Raw genomic sequence first — 21,897 nt, 5'->3', positions numbered from 1 at the left:
TGCGGGGTTGACCGCGCAAGGGCTCGGCGCGAGAGACGAATGCCCTCCCCGGGAACAGTTCGAGGACCTTCATGCCGATCGAGATCAAGATGCCTGCGCTCTCTCCGACGATGGAGGAGGGGACGCTGGCGAAATGGGTGGTGAAGGAGGGGGACACGGTCAAAGCCGGTGACCTGATGGCCGAGATCGAGACCGACAAAGCGACGATGGAGTTCGAGGCGGTCGACGAAGGCGTTGTCGCCAAGCTCGTCGTCGCAGAGGGAACCGACGGTGTGAAGGTCGGCGAGGTCATCATGCTGCTCGACGCCGATGGGGAGGAAAGCGCCGCGGATAGCGAGAAGCCCGCGCCCGCGCCCGCATCCAAGCCCGCCGCCGCGAAGCAGGAAGCGGAGACACGTGCGGCGGACGAACCGGCGGCCAAGAAGCAGGTCGATGCTCCGGTCGATCGCGAGACAGGCGAGCCCGTATCCGCCGACAATCCCGAGACGAAGGCGACGGCGCCGCGCGCGGCGGCACAGGCGGCGGACGCAGGCGAAGGCGGCACGCGCGTCAAGGCTAGCCCGCTGGCGCGCCGCATTGCCGCCGACAACGGGGTCGATCTCACCGCGCTCAGCGGCTCGGGGCCCAACGGCCGGATCGTCAAGGCCGACGTCGACGGCGCGACGGGCGGCGCAGCGCCGGAAGCTGCCGCGGCGACACCGTCCTCGGCGGCCGCGACGAAAGCCGCCGCCCCGGGCACGCCGCAGCGCGCGCCGGCCGCGGTCGCGATCCCCGATATCCCGCACGAGACGACCAAGCTCAGCAATATGCGCAAGACGATCGCGCGCCGCCTGACCGAATCGAAGCAGCAGGTGCCGCACATCTACCTCACGGTGGACGTACGGCTCGACAAGCTGCTCGCGCTGCGTACCGAGCTGAACGAAAGCCTCTCAGCGCGCGGCGTGAAGCTGTCGGTCAACGATCTGATGATCAAGGCGCTCGCCGCGGCGCTCATTCAAGTGCCCAAGTGCAACGTCATGTACACGCCGAACGAGCTCGTCACGTTCAAGCGCGCGGACATCTCGGTCGCGGTGTCGACGCCCGAAGGGCTCATCACGCCCGTCATCACCGAAGCTGATAGCGCGTCGCTCTCGTCGATCTCGACGCGGATGAAGGACCTTGCCGCCCGCGCGCGCGACAAGAAGCTCAAGCCCGAGGAATTTCAGGGCGGCACCGCCTCGCTCAGCAACATGGGCATGTACGGGATCAAGCAGTTCGAGGCGGTGATCAACCCGCCGCAGGGCATGATCCTTGCGATAGGCGCTGGTGAGAAGCGGCCGTATGTCGTTGAAAACGAACTGGCGGTCGCGACGGTGATGAGCGCGACGGGTAGCTTCGACCATCGTGCGATCGACGGCGCGGACGGTGCCGAACTGATGCAGGCGTTCAAGCAATTGTGCGAGAACCCGCTGGGCATGCTTGCCTGACATGAACCGCGCGGTGGCGATCGAGCTCGTCCATCTCGCGGCGGGCCTGCTACTGACGCTGGCGATCTTTCGTGCCGGCGTGTGGGCCTATCCGCAGGGCGCGGATTCGCTTGAGCCGGTCGGCTGGGTCACGATGCTCGCGATCGTGGCGATGAGCGTGCCCGAGATCGCCAAGGCTGCGCGCAAATCAAGGAATCGATGACAAGTGGCTGAAAACTATGATCTCGTCGTTCTCGGATCGGGGCCGGGCGGCTATGTCGCGGCGATCCGCGCCGCGCAGCTTGGGCTAAAGACGGCGATCGTCGAGCGCGAGCTGCTCGGCGGCATCTGTCTCAATTGGGGGTGCATCCCGACCAAGGCGCTGCTGCGCTCGGCCGAAGTCTATCACTACATGAGCCACGCCAAGGATTTCGGGCTCAAGGTTGAGAGTTTCGCTGCCGATCTCGACGCGGTGGTCAAGCGGTCACGCGGCGTCGCCAAGCAGCTCAATCAGGGCGTCGGGCACCTGATGAAGAAGCACAAGATCGCGGTGCACATGGGCGAGGGCAGGCTGACCGGTAAGGGCAAGCTGAGCGTCACCGACAAGGACGGGAAGGCGAGCGAGCTTCAGTACAACAACATCATCGTCGCCACCGGTGCGCGGGCGCGCGATCTGCCGTTCGCCAAGGCTGACGGCAAGCGCATCTGGACGTATCGCCATGCGATGACCCCGCCTGAGATGCCGACCAAGCTGCTGGTGATCGGATCGGGCGCGATCGGGATCGAATTCGCGAGCTTCTACAACGACATGGGGGCCGAAGTTACCGTTGTCGAGATGCTCGATCGGCTGGTGCCGGTGGAGGATGTGGACGTTTCCGCCCACCTCGAGAAGGCGCTGAAGAAACAGGGCATGACGATCATGACCTCGGCCGGTGTCGGAGCGCTCGACGTCGGCGCGAAGGGCGTGACCGCGATGCTGAAGGACAAGGCCGGCAAGGAGACCAAGGCCGAATTCAGCCACGTCATCGTCGCGGTTGGGATCGTCCCGAATACGGCGGAGATCGGGCTCGAAGAGCTCGGCGTCGCGATGGACGAGCGCGGGTTCGTCAAGGCCGATGCCGCCTGCCGGACCAACGTGGAGGGCGTATGGGCGATCGGCGACATAACGGCGCCGCCGTGGCTCGCGCACAAGGCGATGCACGAGGGCGTGATCGCTGCCGAGGCGATCGCGGGCGGGCATCCGCACGCGATGGACCCGCGCAACATTCCCGGCTGCACCTATTGCCGCCCGCAGATCGCCAGCGTCGGCCTGACCGAGGCGAAGGCGAAGGAAGCCGGCTACGAGGTGAAGGTTGGCAACTTCCCCTTCATCGGCAACGGCAAGGCGATCGCGCTCGGCGAGCCCGAGGGCTTCGTCAAGACGGTGTTCGACGCTGCGACAGGCGAGCTGCTCGGCGCGCACATGATCGGCGCCGAGGTGACCGAGCTTATCCAGGGCTATACGATCGGCAAGACGCTTGAGACGACCGAGGCCGAGCTGATGGGCACCGTCTTCCCGCATCCAACGATCAGCGAGACGATGCACGAGGCGGTGCTATCTGCCTACGGCCGGCCGCTGCATATCTGAGCGCAGACGCCGATCGATCCAGTATCGGCATCGGCGCCGGATCAAGTCCTCATTGACGCCCGCAGCCGTGGCGCAACGCCATATCAGGAGATTGCGATGACCGATCACGCCACCGGCACCCACGTCTTCACCCCCGATCCGCGCAACGACGATGTGCTGATCGACGTCAATGGCGAGCTGTTTCGCCGCCCTGAGGCGAAGGTGTCAGTGTTCGACTCGGGCTTCATGCTCGGCGACGGCGTGTGGGAGGGGCTGCGCGTCTACGGCGGCAAGATAGCCTTCCTCGACCGCCATCTCGACCGGCTGTGGCAGGGGGCCAAGGCGATCATGCTCGACATCGGCATCACCCGCGCGGAGCTTGTCGCGCGGCTGCGGCGGGTGCTCGACGCCAACGACATGGGCGGCGATGGGGTGCACATCCGCCTGATGGTGACGCGCGGCATCCGCTCCACCCCCTATCAAGACCCGCGGGTGGTGATCTCGCCGGCAACCATCGTGCTGATCCCGGAGTGGAAGAGCCCGGCGGCGGGCACCGCAACGCGGATGCTCAACCTGTTCACGGTGCACGTCCGCCGCGGCTACCCCGACGTGCAGGATCCCAAGCTCAATTCACATTCCAAGCTGAACTGCATCACCGCGTGCATTCAGGCGGCGCAGGCGGGGGCGGACGAGGCGCTGATGCTGGACCCACACGGCTTCGTCGCGACGTGCAATTCGACGCATTTCTTCATCGTTCGCAACGGCGAGGTCTGGACGTCGACCGGCGACTATTGCCTCGACGGGATCACGCGCCGGATCGTCGTCGAGACGGCGCGCGCGGCGGGCATTCCGACCTACGAGCGCAATTTCTCGCTGACCGACGTCTACGGCGCGGACGAGGCGTTCACGACGGGGACATTCGCCGGGCTCGCTCCGATCGGCATGATCGACGGGCGAGTGATCGGCACCGAGCGCGGCCCGATGGTCGAGCGGCTGCAGGGACTGTATCGCGAGGCGGTGGAGCGCGAACTGGGATGAGCAAGCCTTCCGACGGCGCTGCGCCGCGCCGCATTGCGATGTGGTCCGGCCCACGCAACATCTCGACCGCGATGATGCGCAGCTTCTCGTCGCGCGCCGACTGCGCGGTGAGCGACGAGCCGTTCTACGGCTGTTTCCTGCGTGAGAGCGGCGCCGATCATCCGATGCGCGACGCGGTGATCGCGAGCATGGATTGCGACTGGCGCTCGGTCGCCGATACGCTGGCCGGGCCGGCACCCGGCAACGCTATGGTGTGGTACCAGAAGCACATGCCGCACCACATGGTCGGGCCGATCGCGCCCGACGATCTGCGCGGGGCCGTGCACGCGTTCCTAATCCGCGATCCGGCGCGCATGGCTGCGTCCTACGCCGCGAAGCGCGAGAGCGTGACGCCGGCGGATCTCGGCGTCGCCGCACAGCGCGCGTTCTTCGATCGCGAGGCCGACCGGATTGGCAGCGCGCCGCCGGTGATCGACTCGGCTGACGTGCTCAACGATCCTGCCGGTACGCTACGCCGCCTGTGCGACGCGCTAGGGATCGACTGGGACGAGGCGATGCTCGCGTGGCCGGCGGGGCGGCATCCCGACGATGGCGTCTGGGCAGCGCACTGGTATGGCCGCGTCGAGGCGTCGACCGGGTTCGGCAGCGCCGAGCAGGAGACCGTCAGCTTGCCCGACGCGCTGGCGCGCGTCGCCGACGCCTGCCGCGACGATTACGAGGCGCTGAGCCGGTGGAGATTGCGCGCGGCCTGAGGGTAGTGCGGCCGTCAAACATGCATACGTATTGCCGCCATGGACCAGAGCGTATCTCGCCGACGCTGTAATTTCTTGCGACGTCCTACCGCGCCACCTGAACCTGCGACGAGATGATCGGTTGATGTCGCAAGGAGACACACCAATGGCCGACAGCGGCGACAAGGACCAGATCTACGAGGACTTCAAGGGCGCAGTGAACATGGCGCCAGCAACGCTCGAGAAGTTCCTCGACAGCGATGATTCGAAGCGTGTCGGCTGGAAAGGCGAGGATGGTAAGTCGGGCGGCGAAAGCGTCGGTCATGCGTCGGGCCGCCGCATCGTGGAGATCAAGCGCAAGAAGAAGGCGGATCTCACCGACGACGATTATGCGCATATGAAGAAGGTCGTCAGCTACGTTCACCGGCATCTCGCGCAGGGCGGGCCGTCGAAGGACAAGGAGCATAGCGACTGGCGCTACTCGCTGATGAATTGGGGGCACGATCCGCTGAAAGAATAGCAATTCGGTGCCTTCAGGGTTAACGCGCGGCCTGATCGTTACGATAGCGGAAGGTGCGGCGGTGATAGGACAGGCGGCGGGTTTGGTGGCATTGGCGCTGGCGGCCGGTGGTGCGGCGGCGGCGCAGCAATATGGCGCCGGTCCCGATTTCGGGCCGAACCTCGAACGGTTCACCTATCCGTGGCCCGTCCAGACGATGACGTTCGATGCCATCGGCCAACCAGCAAAGATGAGCTTCATGGATATCGCCGCGCCGCGCCCCAACGGGCGCACCGTGGTGCTGATGCATGGCAAGAATTTCTGCGGCGCGACGTGGGAGTCGAGTACGCGTGCGCTGGCGCAGGCAGGTTATCGCGTGATCGTCCCCGATCAGATTGGCTTCTGCAAATCGTCCAAGCCGCGTGCCGCGCAATATAGTTTCGAGATGCTGGCGAACAACACGCGGCGACTGCTCGCCTCGCGCGGCGTTACGCGTGCGACAATGGTCGGCCACTCGATGGGCGGCATGCTCGCGATGCGCTACGCGATCATGTTCCCGGAGGCGGTTGACCGGCTCGTGCTCGTCAATCCACTCGGGCTCGTCGATCGATCGGAGGAGGGCCTGCCGTATCTGGACGTCGATACGTTGTGGGCGGGGGAGAAGAAGACGAATTACGCGTCGATCAAGGCGTATCAGCAGGAAAATTACTACCACGGCACGTGGAAGCCGTCGTACGATCGTTGGGTGTGGATGGCGGCCGGCATGTACGCCGGGCAGGGACGCGACACCGTTGCGCTCGCGCAGGCCAAGACGAGCGAGATGATCAAGACGCAGCCTGTCGCGCACGAGCTGTACCGGCTGAAGGCGCCAACGACGGTGATCGTGGGGACGCTCGACAAGACGGCGTTCGGGCGCCAGCAGGTTCCCGCGTCGCTGCGCCAGTTCCTTCGCGCCATCCCGCTGGTCGCGCCCGACGCGGTGCGCAAGATGCCCAAGGGGACGCTGGTCCGGCTCGACGGGCTGGGTCACTCACCGCAGATCGAGGATCCCGCGCGCTTCGAACAGACGTTGCTAACGACGATCCGCTGAGCCGCGCTACGCGGGGAGGCGGGCAGCATACCAATTGTCGTTCGCGGGTGCGTCGCGCAGCGGCCGGGCGAGAGCGATCGCAGCGGACAGAACGCAGATCGCGCCGAGTGCGGCGAGCGCAGGTTGATCTAGGGCGGTGCTGGCCCCCGATAGCGCCGACCCCGCCAGCAACACCGCCGCCGTCGCGGTGCTTCGCCGGTCTGGCCACGCGGCCGCGATCGCTAGGGCAACGAGGCCCGCAAGGAGGAAGGCGCTGCGGGGGGTGCCAGGCAGCAGCTCGGCGACGATCAGTGGAGACAGCGCGGCGCACTCGGTGAGCGACCGCGTGGAGAGCGCGGCGACGGTGGTGCGCGCTATATAAGCGGACGCCAAACCGATGGCCGCCACCATCGCCATCGCGGTAAGCGGGACGGCCGCTTGTGGCGGTAGCAGATCGACGATCGCGGAAAGGTTGGGAGTCGGTAGCGCTCTGATCGGATGCCCTGACGGGTCTGCCGACGGCGCAACTGTAATCGATCGTGCCGCAAGCCAGATCACCACGGAGATCGGCCATTCGCGGATCGGCACGCGTTGGCGAATCAGCAGCGCCAGGACGAAGGGAGCGATCACCAGCGCATCGGGCTTCACCACGACGGCTAGACCGAGCCAAACGAGCATCGCCCGGTGCCGACGATCGACGCCTGCCGCGAGCGCCATCAAGCCCATCGCCACGGACACGACATCGGCGCCATCCAGCCAGCCGGCCGCCGTGAGATAGGCCGCCAGCATGCCTGGGATGGACAGGAACAGCGCGCTCGGCGCGGCGCGATGGGCCGGCGGGACGGTGCGTTCGCGAGCGGTGAGGACGCGCGTCAGGTGCACGAACGCCGCCAAGATGGACACGACCGCTGCGATCGATAAAATCGCCGCCCCGGTATGGCGGCCGTATTCAGCCGCGTTCGTCTGCACCAGCAGCCAGGCCGCTAACACAAGGGCAGCCGGGAAGCTCGGGGCGAGAGGCGGTCGCGTGGCCATAGGGTACGCAATGCGGCCGTTGTGCTTGCCGTGCCGTTAAGAGGCGGCGGCATTGACCAGTGGGGAGTCGAGGCGTATAGGCGCGCCGGTTCGCACCCGGTCCGCCCGGTCGCGGGCAAGCTTGAACATTGCTGGATGCTAGAAGGACCGGGAGGTCGCGCGCGATCGCTCCTTGGTCCTTTTCGTATTCCAAGTGCTGTTATGGCTCCAGCAAAGTAACCTAATGAAAGGTGAAGGCTTCAATGCCGACGATTAACCAGCTGGTCCGCAAGGGCCGCGATCCGCAGAAGGCCAAGTCGAAGGTCCCTGCGATGGAGCAGAACCCGCAGAAGCGCGGCGTGTGCACCCGTGTCTACACCACGACTCCGAAGAAGCCGAACTCGGCGCTGCGCAAGGTGGCCAAGGTCCGCCTGACCAATCAGCGCGAAGTCATCAGCTACATCCCGGGCGAGGGCCACAACCTGCAGGAGCACTCGGTGGTGCTGATCCGCGGTGGCCGTGTGCGCGACCTTCCGGGCGTGCGCTACCACGTGCTGCGCGGCGTGCTCGACACGCAGGGCGTCAAGGATCGCAGGCAGTCCCGCTCCAAGTACGGCGCGAAGCGTCCGAAGTAAGCCGGTCCGCCGATCCGCGAAAATGCTCGGATCGGCTGCTGACCACCAAGGGCTGAAGTTTAGAAGGAAGATACCAGATGGCTCGTCGTCGTCGTCCCGAAAAGCGGGAAATCCTGCCTGATCCCGTCTACGGGGATGAGGTTCTGTCGAAGTTCATGAACTCGGTGATGCTGGACGGCAAGAAGTCCGTCGCCGAGGGCATCGTCTATTCCGCGCTGACCACGGTCGAGGCGCGTGCCAAGCGCGAGCCGTTGGGCGTGTTCCACGATGCGCTGAACAACATCAAGCCGGGCATCGAGGTCCGCAGCCGCCGCGTCGGTGGTGCGACCTACCAGGTGCCGGTTGAGGTGCGTCCCGAGCGCGCGCAGGCGCTGGCGATCCGCTGGCTGATCACCGCCGCACGCGGCCGCAGCGAGAACACGATGGACGCGCGTCTGTCGGGTGAGCTGCTCGACGCATCGAACAACCGCGGCAATGCGGTGAAGAAGCGCGAGGATACGCACCGCATGGCCGAAGCGAACCGCGCCTTCAGCCACTATCGCTGGTAGTGACACCCGCTTCCGTCTTGGAAGCGTCACGCAGGTAAACTATATCGTGGGGAGCCGGCCGTGGGCCTGCTCCCCACATCGCTAAGGAAGCCCGATCATGGCCCGCAGCCATTCGCTCGACAAGTATCGCAACATCGGCATCATGGCGCACATCGACGCCGGCAAGACGACGACGACCGAGCGCATCCTCTATTACACCGGCAAGTCGTACAAGATCGGCGAGGTGCATGAAGGCACCGCGACGATGGACTGGATGGAGCAGGAGCAGGAGCGCGGGATCACGATCACCTCGGCTGCCACCACGTGCAAGTGGAAGGCGGAAGAGGGCAAGGGCCCCGAGCATCTGATCAACATCATCGACACGCCGGGCCACGTGGACTTCACGATCGAAGTCGAGCGTTCGCTGCGCGTGCTCGACGGCGCGGTTGCGTGCTTCGACGGCGTTGCCGGCGTCGAGCCGCAGTCGGAGACGGTGTGGCGTCAGGCCGACAAGTACGGCGTGCCCCGGATGTGCTTCGTCAACAAGCTCGACCGTACCGGCGCGGACTTCTACTTCTGCGTGCAGTCGATCATCGATCGCCTCGGCGCGAAGCCGGCGGTGCTGTACCTCCCGATCGGCATGGAAGGCGGCTTCAAGGGCCTCGTCGACTTGGTCGAGAACCGCGCGATCATCTGGCTCGAGGAGTCGCTGGGCGCGAAGTTCGAATATCAGCCGATCCCGGACGACATGGTCGAGAAGGCCGCGAAGTACCGCAGTGAGCTGATCGAACTTGCCGTCGAGCAGGACGACGACGCCATGGAGGCGTATCTCGAGGGCAACGAGCCCGACGCGGCGACGCTCAAGAAGCTGATCCGCAAGGGGACGCTGAACATGGCGTTCGTACCGGTGGTGTGCGGCTCGGCGTTCAAGAACAAGGGCGTCCAGCCGCTGCTCGACGCGGTCGTCGACTTCCTGCCGAGCCCGCTCGACGTGCCGGCGATCAAGGGCGTTAAGCTTGACGGCGAAACGCCGGACGAGCGCCCATCGTCGGACGACGCGCCGTTTGCCGCGCTCGCGTTCAAGATCATGAACGACCCGTTCGTCGGCTCGCTCACCTTTGCCCGCATCTACTCGGGCGTCCTGACCAAGGGCGGGTACCTGAACTCGGTGAAGGACAAGAAGGAGAAGATCGGCCGTATGCTCCTGATGCACGCGAACTCGCGTGAGGACATCGAGGAAGCACGCGCCGGCGACATCGTCGCGATCGCGGGCCTCAAGGAGACCACGACGGGCGACACTTTGTGCGACCCGGCGCATCCGATCATTCTCGAGCGGATGGAATTCCCCGAGCCCGTGATCGAGCTCAGCGTGGAGCCGAAGACCAAGGCCGACCAGGAGAAGATGGGCGTCGCGCTCAATCGCCTGGCCGCCGAGGATCCCTCGTTCCGCGTATCGACCGACCACGAGTCGGGCCAGACGATCATCAAGGGGATGGGCGAGCTCCACCTCGAGATTCTCGTCGATCGTATGAAGCGCGAGTTCAAGGTCGAGGCAAACGTCGGCGCGCCGCAGGTGGCCTATCGCGAGTACCTCAAGAAGCCTGTCGACATCGACTACACGCACAAGAAGCAGTCGGGCGGCACCGGCCAGTTCGGCCGCGTTAAGGTGAAGCTGACGCCGGGCGAGCGCGGTGCTGGCATCGTCTTCAAGGACGAGATCAAGGGCGGTAACATTCCGAAGGAATATATCCCCGCGATTGAAAAGGGCTTTCGCGAGACGGCAGCCACGGGCTCGCTGGTCGGCTTCCCGATCATCGATTTCGACATCGTCCTGTACGACGGCGCGTACCACGACGTCGACTCGTCGGCGCTGGCGTTCGAAATCACCGCCCGCGGCGCGATGCGCGAAGCGGCGCAGAAGGCCGGCATCACGCTGCTCGAGCCGGTGATGAAGGTCGAGGTGGTGACGCCGGAAGATTACCTCGGCGACGTGATCGGCGACATGAACTCGCGTCGTGGCCAGATCCAGGGCACCGACACACGCGGCAACGCGCAGGCGGTGACGGCGATGGTGCCGCTAGCGAACATGTTCGGCTACGTGAACTCGCTGCGCTCGTTCACGCAGGGCCGCGCGAGCTACTCGATGCAGTTCTCGCACTATGATGAAGTGCCGCAGAACGTCGCGGACGAGGTTAAGGCGAAGCTGGCCTGAGGCGGGCAGGGGCTAAGCACTGCTTAGTCCCACCTCGCCGACAGGCCGGCCGGCGGGTGGGCAACGCCGACCCGTCCGACGACGCGGGGCTCGCCCCCGCGTCGGGCCGAGCCCCAACGCAGGGTTTGCGAAACCGTAATTCAGCCGCTATGGGCCCGCCGTCACGGTGAGTCCTCGTGCGGCTCCAGTGGAAATCCAGAAGGTAGGGATACAATGGCTAAGGCTAAGTTTGAGCGGACCAAGCCGCACCTGAACATCGGCACCATCGGTCACGTCGACCATGGCAAAACCTCGCTGACCGCAGCGATCACCAAGGTTCTCGCTGAGAACGTCGCCGGCAACGCCGCCGTCGACTTCGCGAACATCGACAAGGCGCCGGAAGAGCGCGAGCGCGGCATCACGATCTCGACCGCGCACGTCGAGTACGAGACCGCCAACCGCCACTATGCGCACGTCGACTGCCCCGGCCACGCCGACTACGTGAAAAACATGATCACGGGCGCGGCGCAGATGGACGGCGCGATCCTGGTCGTGTCGGCAACCGACGGCCCGATGCCGCAGACCCGCGAGCACATCCTGCTCGCGCGTCAGGTCGGCGTGCCGGCGATGGTCGTGTTCATGAACAAGGTCGACCTGGTCGACGACGAGGAAATCCTCGAGCTGGTCGAGCTGGAAGTTCGCGAGCTGCTGTCGTCGTACGAGTTCCCGGGCGATGACATTCCGATCATCAAGGGTTCGGCGACCTGCGCACTGTCGGGTTCGAACCAGAAGCTCGGCCAGGACGCTGTCATGGAGCTGATGCAGGCGGTCGACGACTACATCCCGCAGCCCGAGCGTCCGCTCGACAAGCCGTTCATGATGCCGATCGAGGACGTGTTTTCGATCTCGGGTCGCGGCACGGTCGTCACGGGTCGCGTCGAGACGGGCATCGTCAAGGTCGGCGAGGAAGTCGAGATCGTCGGTATCCACCCGACCGTCCGCAAGACCACCGTCACGGGCGTTGAGATGTTCCGCAAGCTGCTCGACCAGGGCCAGGCCGGCGACAACGTCGGTGCGCTGATCCGCGGCGTGGCGCGCGATGAAGTCGAGCGTGGCCAGGTGCTCTGCAAGCCGGGCTCGATCAAGCCGCACACCGAGTTCTCGTCGGAAGTGTACGTGCTGTCGAAGGAAGAGGGTGGCCGTCACACGCCGTTCTTCGCCAACTATCGTCCGCAGTTCTACTTCCGCACGACCGACGTGACCGGCACCGTCGAGCTGCCTGAGGGCACCGAGATGGTCATGCCCGGCGACAACGTCGCGCTCGGCATCAAGCTGATCGCGCCGATCGCGATGGACGTCGGCCAGCGCTTCACGATCCGCGAGGGCGGCCGTACCGTCGGCGCCGGCGTCGTGAGCTCGATCGCCAAGTAAGATCTGATCTCAGATCTGCGGTTCGCCGCAAAAGCTGCCGCCCGGCGCGCCATCGCGTGCGCCGGGCGGTTGCCTTTTTATGAAGGCGCGGTTACAGCCCACGCCTCGCACAGTTTCTGAACAGCAAGAGCCGCGTTCACGTGGCCCGCTCTTTCGCATCGGTAGGGATTATGGACAGCAACATCCGCATTCGCCTGAAGGCGTTCGATCATCGCGTGCTCGACCAGGCGACCGGCGACATCGCCGACACCGCCCGACGTACCGGTGCCCTTATCCGCGGTCCGATCCCGCTTCCGACGCGTATCGAGAAGTTCACGGTCAACCGTGGCCCCCACGTCGACAAGAAGAGCCGCGAGCAGTTCGAAGTGCGCACCTACAAGCGCATGCTCGACATCGTGCAGCCGACCCCACAGACCGTCGACGCGCTGATGAAGCTCGACCTCGCGGCGGGCGTTGACGTCGAGATCAAGCTCGCCTAAGAGCGCGCAACCCCGCGGTCGACGTTACGTCCCGCGGGTTTGTCGTTCCCGCAGGTGAGGGAACGGTTAGGCACCCGACGAGGGCACCTAGAGCAAGAGATACCGCCAGCTGCATGCAGCTGGGACAGCGTCTCCCGTCCGCCTCTCTCGAGAGGCAACAGCCCGGGACGGGGGCGCGCTTCGCATTTTCGGGCTGATGGTGGTGGAGGAAGCGTTGCTTCGTTCGCCGCCGCGTTGGCGCTTCCCCCGGGCGGCGTCGCAAGCACCCCCGGGATGGGCCCGTGGGTGCCTCTGTTGAGGAGCAACGGATCATGCGTACCGGCGTGATCGCGAAGAAGATGGGCATGACCCGCCTGTTCCAGGATGATGGCCGCCACGTGCCGGTCACCGTTCTGCAGCTGGACGGGCTTCAGGTCGTCTCTCGCCGCGAAACAGATACCGACGGCTATACCGCCGTCCAGCTTGGCGCAGGCGTCGCCAAGGCCAAGAACGTCAACAAGCCGCAGCGCGGCCACTTCGGCAAGGCCGAGGTCGAGCCGAAGGCAGTGGTGCACGAATTCCGCGTGACCGAGGACAACCTCCTCGACGTCGGCGCGGAGATTTCGGCCGATCATTTCGTCGCCGGCCAGTTCGTCGACATCCAGGGTCGCACGCAGGGCAAGGGCTTTGCCGGCGGCATGAAGCGCTGGGGCTTCGGCGGTCTGCGCGCGACGCACGGCGTGTCGGTGTCGCACCGCTCGCTCGGTTCGACCGGTCAGCGCCAGGATCCTGGTCGCGTCTTCAAGAACAAGAAGATGGCCGGCCACATGGGCGACAAGAACCGCTCGCAGCAGAACCTCGAGATTGTCGGCACCGATGTCGAGCGTGGCCTGATCTTCGTCAAGGGCTCGGTGCCCGGATCGAAGGGCGGCTGGCTGTTCGTCAAGGACGCCGTGAAGATGAAGCCGCATGGCGACGCGCCGCGTCCGGCCGGCCTCAAGGCTGCCAATAGCAACACCGCAGAGGCCGCTCCCGCGACCGACGCGACCGACGGCCAGGAGGGCTGAACGTGAAGGTCAAGGTTTCCTCCTTCGCCGGGAACGAAGCGGCGGACGTCGAGCTGTCGGACGAGGTCTTCGGCCTCGAGCCGCGCGCCGACATCCTGCACCGCGTCGTCACCTGGCAGCTCGAGAAGCGCCGCGGCACCGCCCGCGGGACGCGCGAGCGCGCCGACGTCGCCCGCTCGGGCAAGAAGCTGGGTCGCCAGAAGGGCGGCGGTGTCGCCCGTCACGGCGATCGCCGCGCTCCCGTCTTCATCGGCGGTGGTAAGGCTCACGGCGCCCGCGTTCGTGACTTCAATCCGTCGCTGAACAAGAAGATTCGCGCGCTGGGCCTCAAGATGGCGCTGTCGAGCCACGCCAAGGCGGGTTCGCTGATCGTCCTCGACGGTTTCCAGGTCACCAAGACCAAGGAACTGAAGGGGCATTTCGCGACGCTTGGCACCGGCAAGCGCACGCTCGTCATCGATGGCGAGACGGGCGAGGGCTTCCGCGCCGGCAGCAACCTGCCGGGTGTCGACATGCTCCCCGCAGTCGGCGCGAACGTCTATGACATCATCCGGGCCGATACGCTGGTGCTGACCCGCGCGGCGGTCGAGAAGCTGGAGGCGCGCTTCAATGGCTAAGCAGCAGAAGGCGATCGACAACCGTCACTACGACGTGATCGTTGCGCCGCACATCACCGAGAAGTCGACCCTCCTCTCCGAGCAGAACGCCGTGGTGTTCAAGGTCGCGCAGAGCGCGTCCAAGCCGGAGATCAAGGCGGCGGTGGAAGCGATCTTCGACGTCAGCGTCGTCGGCGTGAACACCATCGTCCAGAAGGGCAAGACGAAGCGCTGGAAGGGCAAGCCCTATTTCCGGTCGGACATGAAGAAGGCGATCGTCACGCTCAAGGACGGGCAGTCGATCGACGTCACCGAGGGGGCCAAGTAAGATGGCACTCAAGCAATATAACCCGACCAGCCCCGCGATGCGCGGGCTGGTCCTCATCGACCGTTCCGGCCTGCACAAGGGCGGCCCCGTCAAGGCGCTGACCGAAGGCAAGCGCAAGAGCGGCGGCCGCAACAACAAGGGCCACGTTACGTCGCGCGGCATCGCGGGCGGCCACAAGCAGCGCTATCGTTACGTCGATTTCAAGCGCCGCAAGTGGGATGTCATCGGCACCGTCGAGCGGCTGGAATACGATCCCAACCGCACCGCGTTCATCGCGCTCATCAAGTACCCGGACGAAGAGCTGGCGTACATCATCGCGCCGCAGCGTCTCTCGGTCGGCGACAAGGTCGTCGCGGGCAAGAAGACCGACGTGAAGCCGGGCAACGCGATGGAGCTGGGCCAGATGCCGGTCGGCACGATCGTCCACAACGTGGAGATGAAGCCGGGCAAGGGCGGGCAGATCGCGCGCTCGGCGGGCACCTACGTTCAGGTCGTCGGCCGTGATCGCGGGATGGTGATCGTTCGCCTCAACTCGGGCGAGCAGCGCTACATCCGCAGCGATTGCATGGCGACGGTTGGTGCGGTGTCGAACCCTGACAACCAGAACCAGAACTTCGGCAAGGCCGGTCGTTCGCGCTGGATGGGCAAGCGTCCGCTGACCCGCGGCGTCGCGAAGAACCCGGTCGACCACCCGCACGGCGGTGGTGAAGGCCGTACCTCGGGCGGCCGTCACCCGGTTACCCCATGGGGCAAGCCGACGAAGGGTGCGCGCACCCGCCATAACAAGGCGACGGACAAGATGATCATCCGCAGCCGTCACGCGAGGAAGAAGTAATGGCTCGCTCCGTCTGGAAGGGTCCGTTCGTGGACCTTCACCTGCTGAAGAAGGCAGAGGTGGCGCAGGATCAGAATGGCCGTTCGGGTCCGATCAAGACCTGGTCGCGTCGTTCGACCATCCTGCCGCAGTTCGTCGGTCTGACGTTCAACGTCTACAACGGCCGCAAGTTCGTGCCGGTGTCGGTGAACGAAGAGATGGTCGGCATGAAGCTGGGCGAGTTCGCGCCGACGCGCTACTTCCCCGGCCACGCCGCTGACAAGAAGGGCAAGCGCTGATGAGCAAGCCTAAGTCCCCCCGCAAGGTCGGCGAGAAGGAAGCGCTGTCGGTCGGCACGCAGATCCGTGGTTCGGCGCAGAAGCTGGGCCTCGTCGCGGCGCTGATCCGCGGTAAGAAGGCCGGCGATGCGATGAACATCCTGACCTTCTCGACCAAGGGTATGGCGGTCGACGCACGCAAGGTGCTCGCGTCCGCGATCGCCAACGCCGAGAACAACCACAACCTCGACGTTGACTCGCTGGTCGTCGCCGAGGCGTCGGTCGGCAAGTCGATCACCATGAAGCGGTTCGCCACGCGCGGCCGCGGCAAGTCCACCCGTATCCTGAAGCCGTTCTCGCGGCTGCGGATCGTCGTGCGCGAGCAGGAAGAAGCCTAATGGGTCATAAGAGCAACCCGATCGGTCTGCGCCTGCAGATCAACCGCACTTGGGACAGCCGCTGGTACGCCGACGGCGCGGACTATGGTCGCCTGCTGCTGGAGGATCTCAAGATCCGCCAGTACATCGTGAAGACGCTGCCGCAGGCGGCGATCTCCAAGGTGGTGATCGAGCGTCCGGCCAAGCTGTGCCGCATCTCGATCTACGCCGCGCGTCCTGGTGTCATCATCGGCAAGAAGGGCTCGGACATCGAGAAGCTGCGCAAGACGCTCGGCTCGATGACCTCGTCGGACGTGTCGCTGAACATCGTCGAGATCCGCAAGCCGGAAGTCGACGCTAAGCTCGTCGCACAGGGTATCGCTGATCAGCTGGAGCGCCGTATCGCGTTCCGCCGTGCGATGAAGCGCGCGGTGCAGTCGGCGATGCGCCTGGGTGCCGACGGCATCCGCGTCGCTTGCGGTGGTCGTCTTGGCGGCGCCGAGATCGCGCGCGCCGAGAGCTATCGCGAGGGCCGCGTTCCGCTGCACACGCTGCGCGCGAACATGGACTATGCCGAGGCGCAGGCCCACACCGCTTATGGCGTGTGCGGCGTGAAGGTCTGGATCTTCAAGGGCGAGATTCTCGGCCACGATCCGATGGCCACCGACCGGCTGATGATGGAGGCTCAGACCTCCGGCGTGCGCCCCGCGCGCGACGACCGCCGCTAAGGAGTAGAAGAAGTGCTGCAACCAAAGCGCACCAAGTTCCGCAAGGCGTTCAAGGGCCGCATCAGCGGCGACGCCAAGGGCGGCACCGCGCTCAACTTCGGCGCCTATGGCCTGAAGGCGATGGAGCCGGAGCGGATCACCGCACGCCAGATCGAGGCGGCACGCCGCGCGATCACGCGTCACATCAAGCGCCAGGGGCGGTTGTGGATTCGCGTGTTCCCGGACGTTCCCGTCTCGGGCAAGCCGGCCGAAGTCCGCATGGGCTCGGGCAAGGGCTCGCCTGAATTCTGGGCGGCGCGCGTCAAGCCGGGCCGCATCCTATTCGAGCTCGACGGCGTTCCGGGGCCGCTCGCTGCGGAGGCTTTCGAGCGCGCGGCGATGAAGCTCCCCATCAAGACCAAGGTCGTGGCGCGTCTCGGCGACACTACGCACCTCGGAGGCGAGTGATCATGGCGAAGAAGACCGATTTCAACGGCCAGTCGGACGATCAGCTGTCCGAACAGCTGGGCAACCTGAAGCGCGAGCAGTTCAACCTGCGCTTCCAGGCGGCGACCAACCAGCTCGAGAAGCCGAGCCGCGTGCGTGAGGTCCGCAAGGACATCGCCCGCATCAAGACCCTCCAGTCGCAGCGCACCGCTGCGACCGGCAAGTAAAGGACCCTAGCACATGCCGAAGCGCGTGCTGACCGGGCTGATCGTCTCCGACAAGGGCGACAAGACGGTGGTGGTGAACGTCGAGCGCAAGGTGAAGCACCCGCTCTACGGCAAGATCATCCGCCGTTCGAAGAAGTACCATGCTCACGACGAGGGCAACGAGTACAAGCAGGGCGAGACCGTGCGGATCGAAGAGACCGCGCCGATCTCCAAGCTGAAGACCTGGAAGGTGATCGATCGGGTGAACACCCACGCGACGCCTGAGCGGGTTGAGATCGACGAGCCGGCGTCGGCGTAAGCCAGGCGTCGGATCGAGCAACAGGGCGCGTCCGTCAGTATCGTCCAGGGTCCGGATCATGCCGGAGACCGGGCGAGGGGCGGGGGCGATCGAGAGCAGGAGAAGGCGGCGCCCCGCGGGGCATTGCTTTTTTCCCGCGGGGCGGCTACCGGGCCGCTCCCCCTGGACGCGGATCGCCGCGGCCGGGGTCATTTTTTTCAAGGCGGGGTTGGGTCGGTATCCACCCCATTAGCGAGAAGGAAGCGGATCAGTGATCCAGATGCAGTCCAATCTCGACGTCGCTGACAACAGCGGCGCGAAGCGGGTGCAGTGCATCAAGGTGCTTGGCGGGTCCAAGCGCCGCACCGCCGGCGTCGGCGACATCATCGTCGTGTCGATCAAGGAAGCGCAGCCGCGCGGCAAGGTGAAGAAGGGTGACGTGCACCGCGCCGTCATCGTGCGCACCGCCAAGGATATTCATCGTGCGGACGGCTCGACCATCCGTTTCGATTCGAATGCCGCGGTGCTGGTCAACAAGAACGAGGAGCCGATCGGCACCCGTATCTTCGGCCCGGTCGTGCGCGAGCTGCGCGGCAAGAAGCACATGAAGATCATCTCGCTGGCTCCGGAGGTCCTGTAATGGCCGCTGCCAAGATCAAGAAGGGTGACCAGGTGATCGTCCTGTCCGGCAAGGACAAGGGCAAGACGGGCACCGTCACTGCCGCCATGCCGAAGGACGGCAAGGTCATCGTCGGCGGCGTCAATGTCGCGACGCGTCACACCAAGCCGACGCAGAACGATCCGCAGGGCGGGCTGAAGCGCTTCGAGGCGCCGCTGCACGTCTCCAAGGTCGCGCACGTGACCGCCGACGGCAAGCCGACGCGCGTTCGTTTCGAGACGCAGGACGGCAAGAAGGTCCGCGTCGCCGTCAAGACGGGGGAGAAGATCAATGGCTGATTACAAGCCCCGCATGAAGGCGATCTACGACGATCGCATCGTCAAGGCGATGACCGACAAGTTCGGTTACAAGAACGTCCTTGAGATTCCGCGGATCGAGAAGATCGTGCTCAACATGGGCGTCGGCGAGGCGACCCAGGACAAGAAGCGCGTCGAGCAGGCCGCGTCGGAAATGGAGCTGATCGCTGGTCAGAAGCCGGTGATCACCAAGGCGAAGAAGTCGATCGCGCAGTTCAAGCTGCGTGAAGGCATGCCGATCGGCGTGAAGGTGACGCTTCGCCGCGAGCGGATGTACGAGTTCCTCGACCGCTTCATCACGATCGCGCTCCCGCGCGTGCGCGACTTCCGCGGGCTGAACCCGAAGAGCTTCGACGGACGCGGCAATTATGCCTGCGGCCTCAAGGAGCAGCTGGTGTTCCCGGAAATCAACTATGACCGCATCGACAAGGTGCGTGGCATGGACGTGATCGTCACGACGAGCGCGAAGACGGATGACGAAGCGCGCGAGCTGCTGCGTCTCTTCGGCTTCCCGTTCCCGCGCGACGAGGACGCAGAAGAGAAGCAGGCGGCGTGAGCCCCGTGGCAACGAACTGAACGAGAGAGCTTAAGTCCATGGCGAAACTGAGTTCCGTGAACAAGAACGAGCGTCGTAAGAAGCTCGTGAAGCAATATGCCCCCAAGTGGGCGAAGCTGAAGGCGGCGGCGAACGACCAGTCGCTCGACGAGACCGAGCGTCTCATCGCGCGCCTGAAGATGGCCGAGCTGCCGCGCAATTCGAACCCGACGCGGGTCCGCAATCGCTGCGAGATCACCGGTCGGCCGCGCGCTTATTACCGCAAGTTCCGTCTTGCCCGCGTCATGCTGCGCGATCTGGCCAACAAGGGCCTGATCCCCGGTCTGACGAAGTCGAGCTGGTAAGGACACCAAGATGGCAGTGACCGATCCCCTGGGTGACCTGCTCACCCGCATCCGCAACGGGCAGCGGGCGAAGAAGGACTCCGTCCTCTCACCGGCGTCCAAGCTGCGCGTTCGCGTGCTCGACGTGCTTCAGCGCGAGGGCTACATCCGCGGCTACAGCGAAGAAGAGATGGGCCCCGTCAAGGGCGTCCGCATCGAGCTCAAGTATTTCGAGGGCCAGCCGGCGATCAAGCACGTCGCGCGCGTCTCGAAACCGGGTCGCCGGATCTACAGCGGGTCGAACGACCTGCCGCGGATCATGAACGGCTTGGGCATCACCATCGTCTCGACGCCGCGCGGCGTGCTCTCGGATGCCGAGGCACGCGAGCAGAACGTCGGCGGCGAAGTGCTCGCGGAGGTGTTCTGATGAGCCGCATCGGTAAGAAGGCCGTTGCCGTCCCCGCGGGCGTGACCGCGTCGGTCAACGGCAACCAGCTGTCGGTCAAGGGCCCCAAGGGCACGCTAGCCATGCAGATGTCCGACCTGATCACCTACGACGTGCAGTCGGATGGGATTGCGGTGCAGCCGGCGAATGACACCAAGAAGGCGCGCGCCTTCTGGGGCATGCAGCGCACCATGGTGCAGAACCTGGTCACCGGCGTGACCGAGGGCTTCACCAAGAAGCTGTTGATCACGGGCGTCGGCTATCGCGCCGCGGCGCAGGGTCGCAACCTGAAGCTGCAGCTCGGCTACAGCCATGACGTCAACATCGATGTGCCGGAAGGCATCGAGGTGAAGACGCCGGATGCGACCACCGTCGAGATCAGCGGTGCCGACAAGCAGAAGGTCGGCCAGCTGGCCGCCGAGATCCGCCGCTGGCGCAAGCCCGAGCCGTACAAGGGCAAGGGCATCAAGTACGACGGCGAGTTCATCTTCCGTAAGGAAGGAAAGAAGAAGTGACCAAGGGCCTTTCGCTTTTCGAGAAGCGGCGTCGCCGCAACCGCACAGCGCTTCGCGCGCGCAGCGGCACGCGTCCTCGCCTGTCGATCCACCGTTCGGGCAAGCACATCTATGCCCAGGTGATCGACGACGCGCAGGGTCGCACCGTCGCGGCGGCGTCGACGCTTCAGGGCCACGAGGGCTCGACCGCGAACATCGACGCGGCGACGGCGGTCGGCACGCGCATCGCGGAGGCTGCGAAGGCGGCCGGCGTGACGCAGGTCGTGTTCGATCGTGGCGGCTTCCTCTTTCACGGCCGGGTGAAGGCGCTGGCGGAAGCCGCGCGCGCAGCCGGACTGGAGTTCTAAGACATGGCTGACGAGAACAACACGCCTGACACGCCGCAGCAGGACGCCCCTGCCACCGCGCAGGCCGAAGCGCCCCAGCAGGGCGGCGGTTACCAGGGTGGCGGCGGTGGCGGCTATCAGGGCGGCGGTCGCGGGCGCGGTGGCCCGGGCGGCGGCGGCAGTCGCGGCCGCGGTGGCCCCGGCGGCAATCGCGGTGGTCCCGGTGGGCGCCGTGACGGACGTCGCGACGATCGCAACCGCGACGATGGTGGTGAGGAGCTGATCGAAAAGCTCGTCCACATCAACCGCGTGTCGAAGACGGTGAAGGGCGGCAAGCGCTTCGGCTTCGCGGCGCTGGTCGTCGTGGGTGACGGCAAGGGTCGCGTCGGCTTCGGCCACGGCAAGGCGCGCGAAGTTCCCGAGGCGATCTCCAAGGCGACCGCGGCGGCCAAGAAGGCCATGGTCCGCGTGCCGCTGAAGGAAGGCCGCACGCTGCATCACGACGTCAACGGTCACTTCGGTGCCGGCCGCGTCACGGTGCGTTCGGCGCCCCAGGGTACCGGCATCATCGCCGGCGGTCCGATGCGCGCGATCTTCGAATCGCTCGGTGTTGCCGACGTGGTGACCAAGTCGGTCGGTACGTCAAACCCCTACAACATGATCCGCGCCACGTTCGAGGCGCTGAACAACCAGACTTCGCCGAAGTCGGTCGCTCAGCGTCGTGGCAAGAAGATCGCCGATCTGCTCGGCCGCGGTGGTTCGCAGACCGCCGAGGCGGACGCTGCGGCCGTCACGGAGTAAGCCGGCATGGCAACGATCAAGGTAAAGCAGACCGGGTCGCCGATCCGTCGCACCAAGGACCAGCGCGCGACGCTCGTCGGGCTTGGCCTCAACAAGATGCACCGTGTCTCGGAGCTCGAGGATACGCCCGAGGTCCGCGGCATGATCCGCAAGGTGCATCACATGGTGGAAGTCCAGGACTAAACCGTCCTGAC

At 65.5% G+C, this 21,897-nt stretch carries 32 protein-coding genes; 31 read left to right on the top strand and 1 reads right to left on the bottom strand.

Translation table 11 applies throughout. The features are described from left to right. Positions 1 to 71: 71 nt before the first annotated feature. From B7L05_RS10900 to B7L05_RS10870, 7 genes are all read left to right on the top strand, one after another. Positions 72 to 1,466 carry a pyruvate dehydrogenase complex dihydrolipoamide acetyltransferase gene (locus B7L05_RS10900; RefSeq protein ID WP_085810292.1) on the top strand — a complete coding sequence of 465 codons (1,395 nt, stop codon included), beginning with the start codon at positions 72 to 74 and terminating at the stop codon, positions 1,464 to 1,466. A 1-nt stretch (position 1,467) separates the two neighbouring features. Then, positions 1,468 to 1,668 carry a hypothetical protein gene (locus B7L05_RS10895; RefSeq protein WP_085810291.1) on the top strand — a complete coding sequence of 67 codons (201 nt, stop codon included), beginning with the start codon at positions 1,468 to 1,470 and terminating at the stop codon, positions 1,666 to 1,668. 3 nt (positions 1,669 to 1,671) lie between these two features. After that, complete coding sequence (lpdA, locus tag B7L05_RS10890) at positions 1,672 to 3,072, top strand: dihydrolipoyl dehydrogenase (RefSeq protein ID WP_085810290.1); 1,401 nt, start codon at positions 1,672 to 1,674, stop codon at positions 3,070 to 3,072. A 96-nt stretch (positions 3,073 to 3,168) separates the two neighbouring features. Beyond that, positions 3,169 to 4,089, top strand: a complete 921-nt coding sequence (locus B7L05_RS10885; protein WP_085810289.1) for an aminotransferase class IV — start codon at positions 3,169 to 3,171, stop codon at positions 4,087 to 4,089. After that, positions 4,086 to 4,841, top strand: coding sequence for a sulfotransferase family protein (locus tag B7L05_RS10880; RefSeq protein WP_085810288.1), 756 nt, complete (start codon positions 4,086 to 4,088; stop codon positions 4,839 to 4,841). Before B7L05_RS10885 ends, B7L05_RS10880 begins: the two co-directional genes overlap by 4 nt. 145 nt (positions 4,842 to 4,986) lie before the next feature. Further along, positions 4,987 to 5,340, top strand: a complete 354-nt coding sequence (locus tag B7L05_RS10875; protein ID WP_144037233.1) for a DUF3140 domain-containing protein — start codon at positions 4,987 to 4,989, stop codon at positions 5,338 to 5,340. 85 nt (positions 5,341 to 5,425) lie between these two features. Beyond that, positions 5,426 to 6,409, top strand: a complete 984-nt coding sequence (locus B7L05_RS10870; RefSeq protein WP_218776005.1) for an alpha/beta fold hydrolase — start codon at positions 5,426 to 5,428, stop codon at positions 6,407 to 6,409. 6 nt (positions 6,410 to 6,415) lie between these two features. Here B7L05_RS10870 and B7L05_RS10865 read toward each other — a convergent pair whose 3' ends face one another. Next, positions 6,416 to 7,291, bottom strand: coding sequence for a hypothetical protein (locus tag B7L05_RS10865; RefSeq protein ID WP_144037232.1), 876 nt, complete (start codon positions 7,289 to 7,291; stop codon positions 6,416 to 6,418). Between the two features lie 374 nt (positions 7,292 to 7,665). Here B7L05_RS10865 and rpsL point away from each other — a divergent pair, with 374 nt between their 5' ends. The 24 genes from rpsL to rpmD all read left to right on the top strand — a co-directional run bounded on the left by rpsL (position 7,666) and on the right by rpmD (position 21,886). After that, positions 7,666 to 8,037: a 30S ribosomal protein S12 gene (rpsL, locus tag B7L05_RS10860; protein WP_019516007.1), complete on the top strand. Its 372-nt coding sequence runs from the start codon at positions 7,666 to 7,668 to the stop codon at positions 8,035 to 8,037. 77 nt (positions 8,038 to 8,114) lie between these two features. Then, complete coding sequence (rpsG, locus tag B7L05_RS10855; RefSeq protein WP_085810284.1) at positions 8,115 to 8,585, top strand: 30S ribosomal protein S7; 471 nt, start codon at positions 8,115 to 8,117, stop codon at positions 8,583 to 8,585. A gap of 97 nt (positions 8,586 to 8,682) precedes the next feature. Next, complete coding sequence (gene fusA, locus B7L05_RS10850) at positions 8,683 to 10,776, top strand: elongation factor G (RefSeq protein ID WP_085810283.1); 2,094 nt, start codon at positions 8,683 to 8,685, stop codon at positions 10,774 to 10,776. Between the two features lie 213 nt (positions 10,777 to 10,989). After that, positions 10,990 to 12,186, top strand: coding sequence for an elongation factor Tu (gene tuf, locus B7L05_RS10845; RefSeq protein ID WP_085810282.1), 1,197 nt, complete (start codon positions 10,990 to 10,992; stop codon positions 12,184 to 12,186). Positions 12,187 to 12,356: 170 nt separating this feature from the next. Next, positions 12,357 to 12,665 carry a 30S ribosomal protein S10 gene (rpsJ, locus tag B7L05_RS10840; protein ID WP_066776796.1) on the top strand — a complete coding sequence of 103 codons (309 nt, stop codon included), beginning with the start codon at positions 12,357 to 12,359 and terminating at the stop codon, positions 12,663 to 12,665. Between the two features lie 311 nt (positions 12,666 to 12,976). Beyond that, entirely contained in the window at positions 12,977 to 13,711 is a 735-nt protein-coding gene (gene rplC / locus B7L05_RS10835) for a 50S ribosomal protein L3 (protein ID WP_085810281.1), read from the top strand. A gap of 2 nt (positions 13,712 to 13,713) precedes the next feature. After that, positions 13,714 to 14,328 carry a 50S ribosomal protein L4 gene (gene rplD / locus B7L05_RS10830; protein WP_085810280.1) on the top strand — a complete coding sequence of 205 codons (615 nt, stop codon included), beginning with the start codon at positions 13,714 to 13,716 and terminating at the stop codon, positions 14,326 to 14,328. Beyond that, positions 14,321 to 14,635 carry a 50S ribosomal protein L23 gene (locus B7L05_RS10825; protein WP_085810279.1) on the top strand — a complete coding sequence of 105 codons (315 nt, stop codon included), beginning with the start codon at positions 14,321 to 14,323 and terminating at the stop codon, positions 14,633 to 14,635. The genes rplD and B7L05_RS10825 overlap by 8 nt, the downstream gene beginning before the upstream one ends. 1 nt (position 14,636) lies before the next feature. Beyond that, positions 14,637 to 15,470, top strand: coding sequence for a 50S ribosomal protein L2 (rplB, locus tag B7L05_RS10820; protein WP_085810278.1), 834 nt, complete (start codon positions 14,637 to 14,639; stop codon positions 15,468 to 15,470). After that, positions 15,470 to 15,748 carry a 30S ribosomal protein S19 gene (gene rpsS, locus B7L05_RS10815; protein ID WP_085810277.1) on the top strand — a complete coding sequence of 93 codons (279 nt, stop codon included), beginning with the start codon at positions 15,470 to 15,472 and terminating at the stop codon, positions 15,746 to 15,748. Before rplB ends, rpsS begins: the two co-directional genes overlap by 1 nt. Then, entirely contained in the window at positions 15,748 to 16,125 is a 378-nt protein-coding gene (gene rplV / locus B7L05_RS10810) for a 50S ribosomal protein L22 (protein WP_085810276.1), read from the top strand. The genes rpsS and rplV overlap by 1 nt, the downstream gene beginning before the upstream one ends. After that, positions 16,125 to 16,832 (top strand): 30S ribosomal protein S3, encoded by a 708-nt coding sequence (rpsC, locus tag B7L05_RS10805; protein WP_085810275.1) that lies wholly within the window; start codon positions 16,125 to 16,127, stop codon positions 16,830 to 16,832. The genes rplV and rpsC overlap by 1 nt, the downstream gene beginning before the upstream one ends. Positions 16,833 to 16,844: 12 nt before the next feature. Next, positions 16,845 to 17,279 carry a 50S ribosomal protein L16 gene (gene rplP, locus B7L05_RS10800; protein ID WP_085810274.1) on the top strand — a complete coding sequence of 145 codons (435 nt, stop codon included), beginning with the start codon at positions 16,845 to 16,847 and terminating at the stop codon, positions 17,277 to 17,279. 2 nt (positions 17,280 to 17,281) lie between these two features. Next, a complete protein-coding gene (gene rpmC, locus B7L05_RS10795) occupies positions 17,282 to 17,485 on the top strand; it encodes a 50S ribosomal protein L29 (RefSeq protein ID WP_085810273.1) in 204 nt (67 codons plus the stop codon). A gap of 13 nt (positions 17,486 to 17,498) precedes the next feature. Next, positions 17,499 to 17,783 carry a 30S ribosomal protein S17 gene (gene rpsQ / locus B7L05_RS10790; RefSeq protein ID WP_085810272.1) on the top strand — a complete coding sequence of 95 codons (285 nt, stop codon included), beginning with the start codon at positions 17,499 to 17,501 and terminating at the stop codon, positions 17,781 to 17,783. A gap of 250 nt (positions 17,784 to 18,033) precedes the next feature. Beyond that, entirely contained in the window at positions 18,034 to 18,402 is a 369-nt protein-coding gene (gene rplN / locus B7L05_RS10785; protein ID WP_085810271.1) for a 50S ribosomal protein L14, read from the top strand. After that, positions 18,402 to 18,719, top strand: coding sequence for a 50S ribosomal protein L24 (gene rplX / locus B7L05_RS10780; RefSeq protein WP_085810270.1), 318 nt, complete (start codon positions 18,402 to 18,404; stop codon positions 18,717 to 18,719). Before rplN ends, rplX begins: the two co-directional genes overlap by 1 nt. Further along, positions 18,712 to 19,293, top strand: coding sequence for a 50S ribosomal protein L5 (gene rplE, locus B7L05_RS10775; RefSeq protein ID WP_085810269.1), 582 nt, complete (start codon positions 18,712 to 18,714; stop codon positions 19,291 to 19,293). The genes rplX and rplE overlap by 8 nt, the downstream gene beginning before the upstream one ends. 38 nt (positions 19,294 to 19,331) lie before the next feature. Beyond that, positions 19,332 to 19,637 (top strand): 30S ribosomal protein S14, encoded by a 306-nt coding sequence (rpsN, locus tag B7L05_RS10770; RefSeq protein WP_085810268.1) that lies wholly within the window; start codon positions 19,332 to 19,334, stop codon positions 19,635 to 19,637. A gap of 10 nt (positions 19,638 to 19,647) precedes the next feature. Next, the gene (rpsH, locus tag B7L05_RS10765) at positions 19,648 to 20,043 is read left to right on the top strand and encodes a 30S ribosomal protein S8 (protein WP_085810267.1); all 396 of its coding nucleotides are present in this window, start codon (positions 19,648 to 19,650) and stop codon (positions 20,041 to 20,043) included. After that, the gene (gene rplF, locus B7L05_RS10760) at positions 20,043 to 20,576 is read left to right on the top strand and encodes a 50S ribosomal protein L6 (RefSeq protein ID WP_085810266.1); all 534 of its coding nucleotides are present in this window, start codon (positions 20,043 to 20,045) and stop codon (positions 20,574 to 20,576) included. Before rpsH ends, rplF begins: the two co-directional genes overlap by 1 nt. Then, positions 20,573 to 20,923: a 50S ribosomal protein L18 gene (gene rplR, locus B7L05_RS10755; RefSeq protein WP_085810265.1), complete on the top strand. Its 351-nt coding sequence runs from the start codon at positions 20,573 to 20,575 to the stop codon at positions 20,921 to 20,923. Before rplF ends, rplR begins: the two co-directional genes overlap by 4 nt. Before the next feature lie 3 nt (positions 20,924 to 20,926). After that, a complete protein-coding gene (gene rpsE, locus B7L05_RS10750; protein ID WP_085810264.1) occupies positions 20,927 to 21,703 on the top strand; it encodes a 30S ribosomal protein S5 in 777 nt (258 codons plus the stop codon). A gap of 6 nt (positions 21,704 to 21,709) precedes the next feature. Then, on the top strand, positions 21,710 to 21,886 hold the full coding sequence (rpmD, locus tag B7L05_RS10745) for a 50S ribosomal protein L30 (RefSeq protein WP_085810263.1): 177 nt from the start codon (positions 21,710 to 21,712) through the stop codon (positions 21,884 to 21,886). Positions 21,887 to 21,897: the final 11 nt, after the last annotated feature.

The organism is Sphingomonas sp. TZW2008 (genome assembly GCF_002117915.1).
Lineage (GTDB): Bacteria > Pseudomonadota > Alphaproteobacteria > Sphingomonadales > Sphingomonadaceae > Sphingomonas.
Note: the sequence above shows the minus strand (reverse complement) of the source record. Positions and strands in the feature narration are given on the sequence as shown.

Coding starts and splice junctions, on each gene's coding strand:
- rpsG (WP_085810284.1), top strand. CDS start 8,115: ATGGCTCGTCGTCGTCGTCCCGAAAAGCGGGAAATCCTGCCTGATCCC.
- rplV (WP_085810276.1), top strand. CDS start 15,748: ATGAGCAAGCCTAAGTCCCCCCGCAAGGTCGGCGAGAAGGAAGCGCTG.
- rpsJ (WP_066776796.1), top strand. CDS start 12,357: ATGGACAGCAACATCCGCATTCGCCTGAAGGCGTTCGATCATCGCGTG.
- rplF (WP_085810266.1), top strand. CDS start 20,043: ATGAGCCGCATCGGTAAGAAGGCCGTTGCCGTCCCCGCGGGCGTGACC.
- rplB (WP_085810278.1), top strand. CDS start 14,637: ATGGCACTCAAGCAATATAACCCGACCAGCCCCGCGATGCGCGGGCTG.
- B7L05_RS10825 (WP_085810279.1), top strand. CDS start 14,321: ATGGCTAAGCAGCAGAAGGCGATCGACAACCGTCACTACGACGTGATC.
- rpsS (WP_085810277.1), top strand. CDS start 15,470: ATGGCTCGCTCCGTCTGGAAGGGTCCGTTCGTGGACCTTCACCTGCTG.
- rpsL (WP_019516007.1), top strand. CDS start 7,666: ATGCCGACGATTAACCAGCTGGTCCGCAAGGGCCGCGATCCGCAGAAG.
- rpmD (WP_085810263.1), top strand. CDS start 21,710: ATGGCAACGATCAAGGTAAAGCAGACCGGGTCGCCGATCCGTCGCACC.
- rplX (WP_085810270.1), top strand. CDS start 18,402: ATGGCCGCTGCCAAGATCAAGAAGGGTGACCAGGTGATCGTCCTGTCC.
- rplE (WP_085810269.1), top strand. CDS start 18,712: ATGGCTGATTACAAGCCCCGCATGAAGGCGATCTACGACGATCGCATC.
- tuf (WP_085810282.1), top strand. CDS start 10,990: ATGGCTAAGGCTAAGTTTGAGCGGACCAAGCCGCACCTGAACATCGGC.
- rpsQ (WP_085810272.1), top strand. CDS start 17,499: ATGCCGAAGCGCGTGCTGACCGGGCTGATCGTCTCCGACAAGGGCGAC.
- B7L05_RS10900 (WP_085810292.1), top strand. CDS start 72: ATGCCGATCGAGATCAAGATGCCTGCGCTCTCTCCGACGATGGAGGAG.
- rpsN (WP_085810268.1), top strand. CDS start 19,332: ATGGCGAAACTGAGTTCCGTGAACAAGAACGAGCGTCGTAAGAAGCTC.
- fusA (WP_085810283.1), top strand. CDS start 8,683: ATGGCCCGCAGCCATTCGCTCGACAAGTATCGCAACATCGGCATCATG.
- rpsE (WP_085810264.1), top strand. CDS start 20,927: ATGGCTGACGAGAACAACACGCCTGACACGCCGCAGCAGGACGCCCCT.
- rplC (WP_085810281.1), top strand. CDS start 12,977: ATGCGTACCGGCGTGATCGCGAAGAAGATGGGCATGACCCGCCTGTTC.
- rpmC (WP_085810273.1), top strand. CDS start 17,282: ATGGCGAAGAAGACCGATTTCAACGGCCAGTCGGACGATCAGCTGTCC.
- B7L05_RS10875 (WP_144037233.1), top strand. CDS start 4,987: ATGGCCGACAGCGGCGACAAGGACCAGATCTACGAGGACTTCAAGGGC.
- B7L05_RS10895 (WP_085810291.1), top strand. CDS start 1,468: ATGAACCGCGCGGTGGCGATCGAGCTCGTCCATCTCGCGGCGGGCCTG.
- rpsC (WP_085810275.1), top strand. CDS start 16,125: ATGGGTCATAAGAGCAACCCGATCGGTCTGCGCCTGCAGATCAACCGC.
- rpsH (WP_085810267.1), top strand. CDS start 19,648: ATGGCAGTGACCGATCCCCTGGGTGACCTGCTCACCCGCATCCGCAAC.
- B7L05_RS10880 (WP_085810288.1), top strand. CDS start 4,086: ATGAGCAAGCCTTCCGACGGCGCTGCGCCGCGCCGCATTGCGATGTGG.
- B7L05_RS10885 (WP_085810289.1), top strand. CDS start 3,169: ATGACCGATCACGCCACCGGCACCCACGTCTTCACCCCCGATCCGCGC.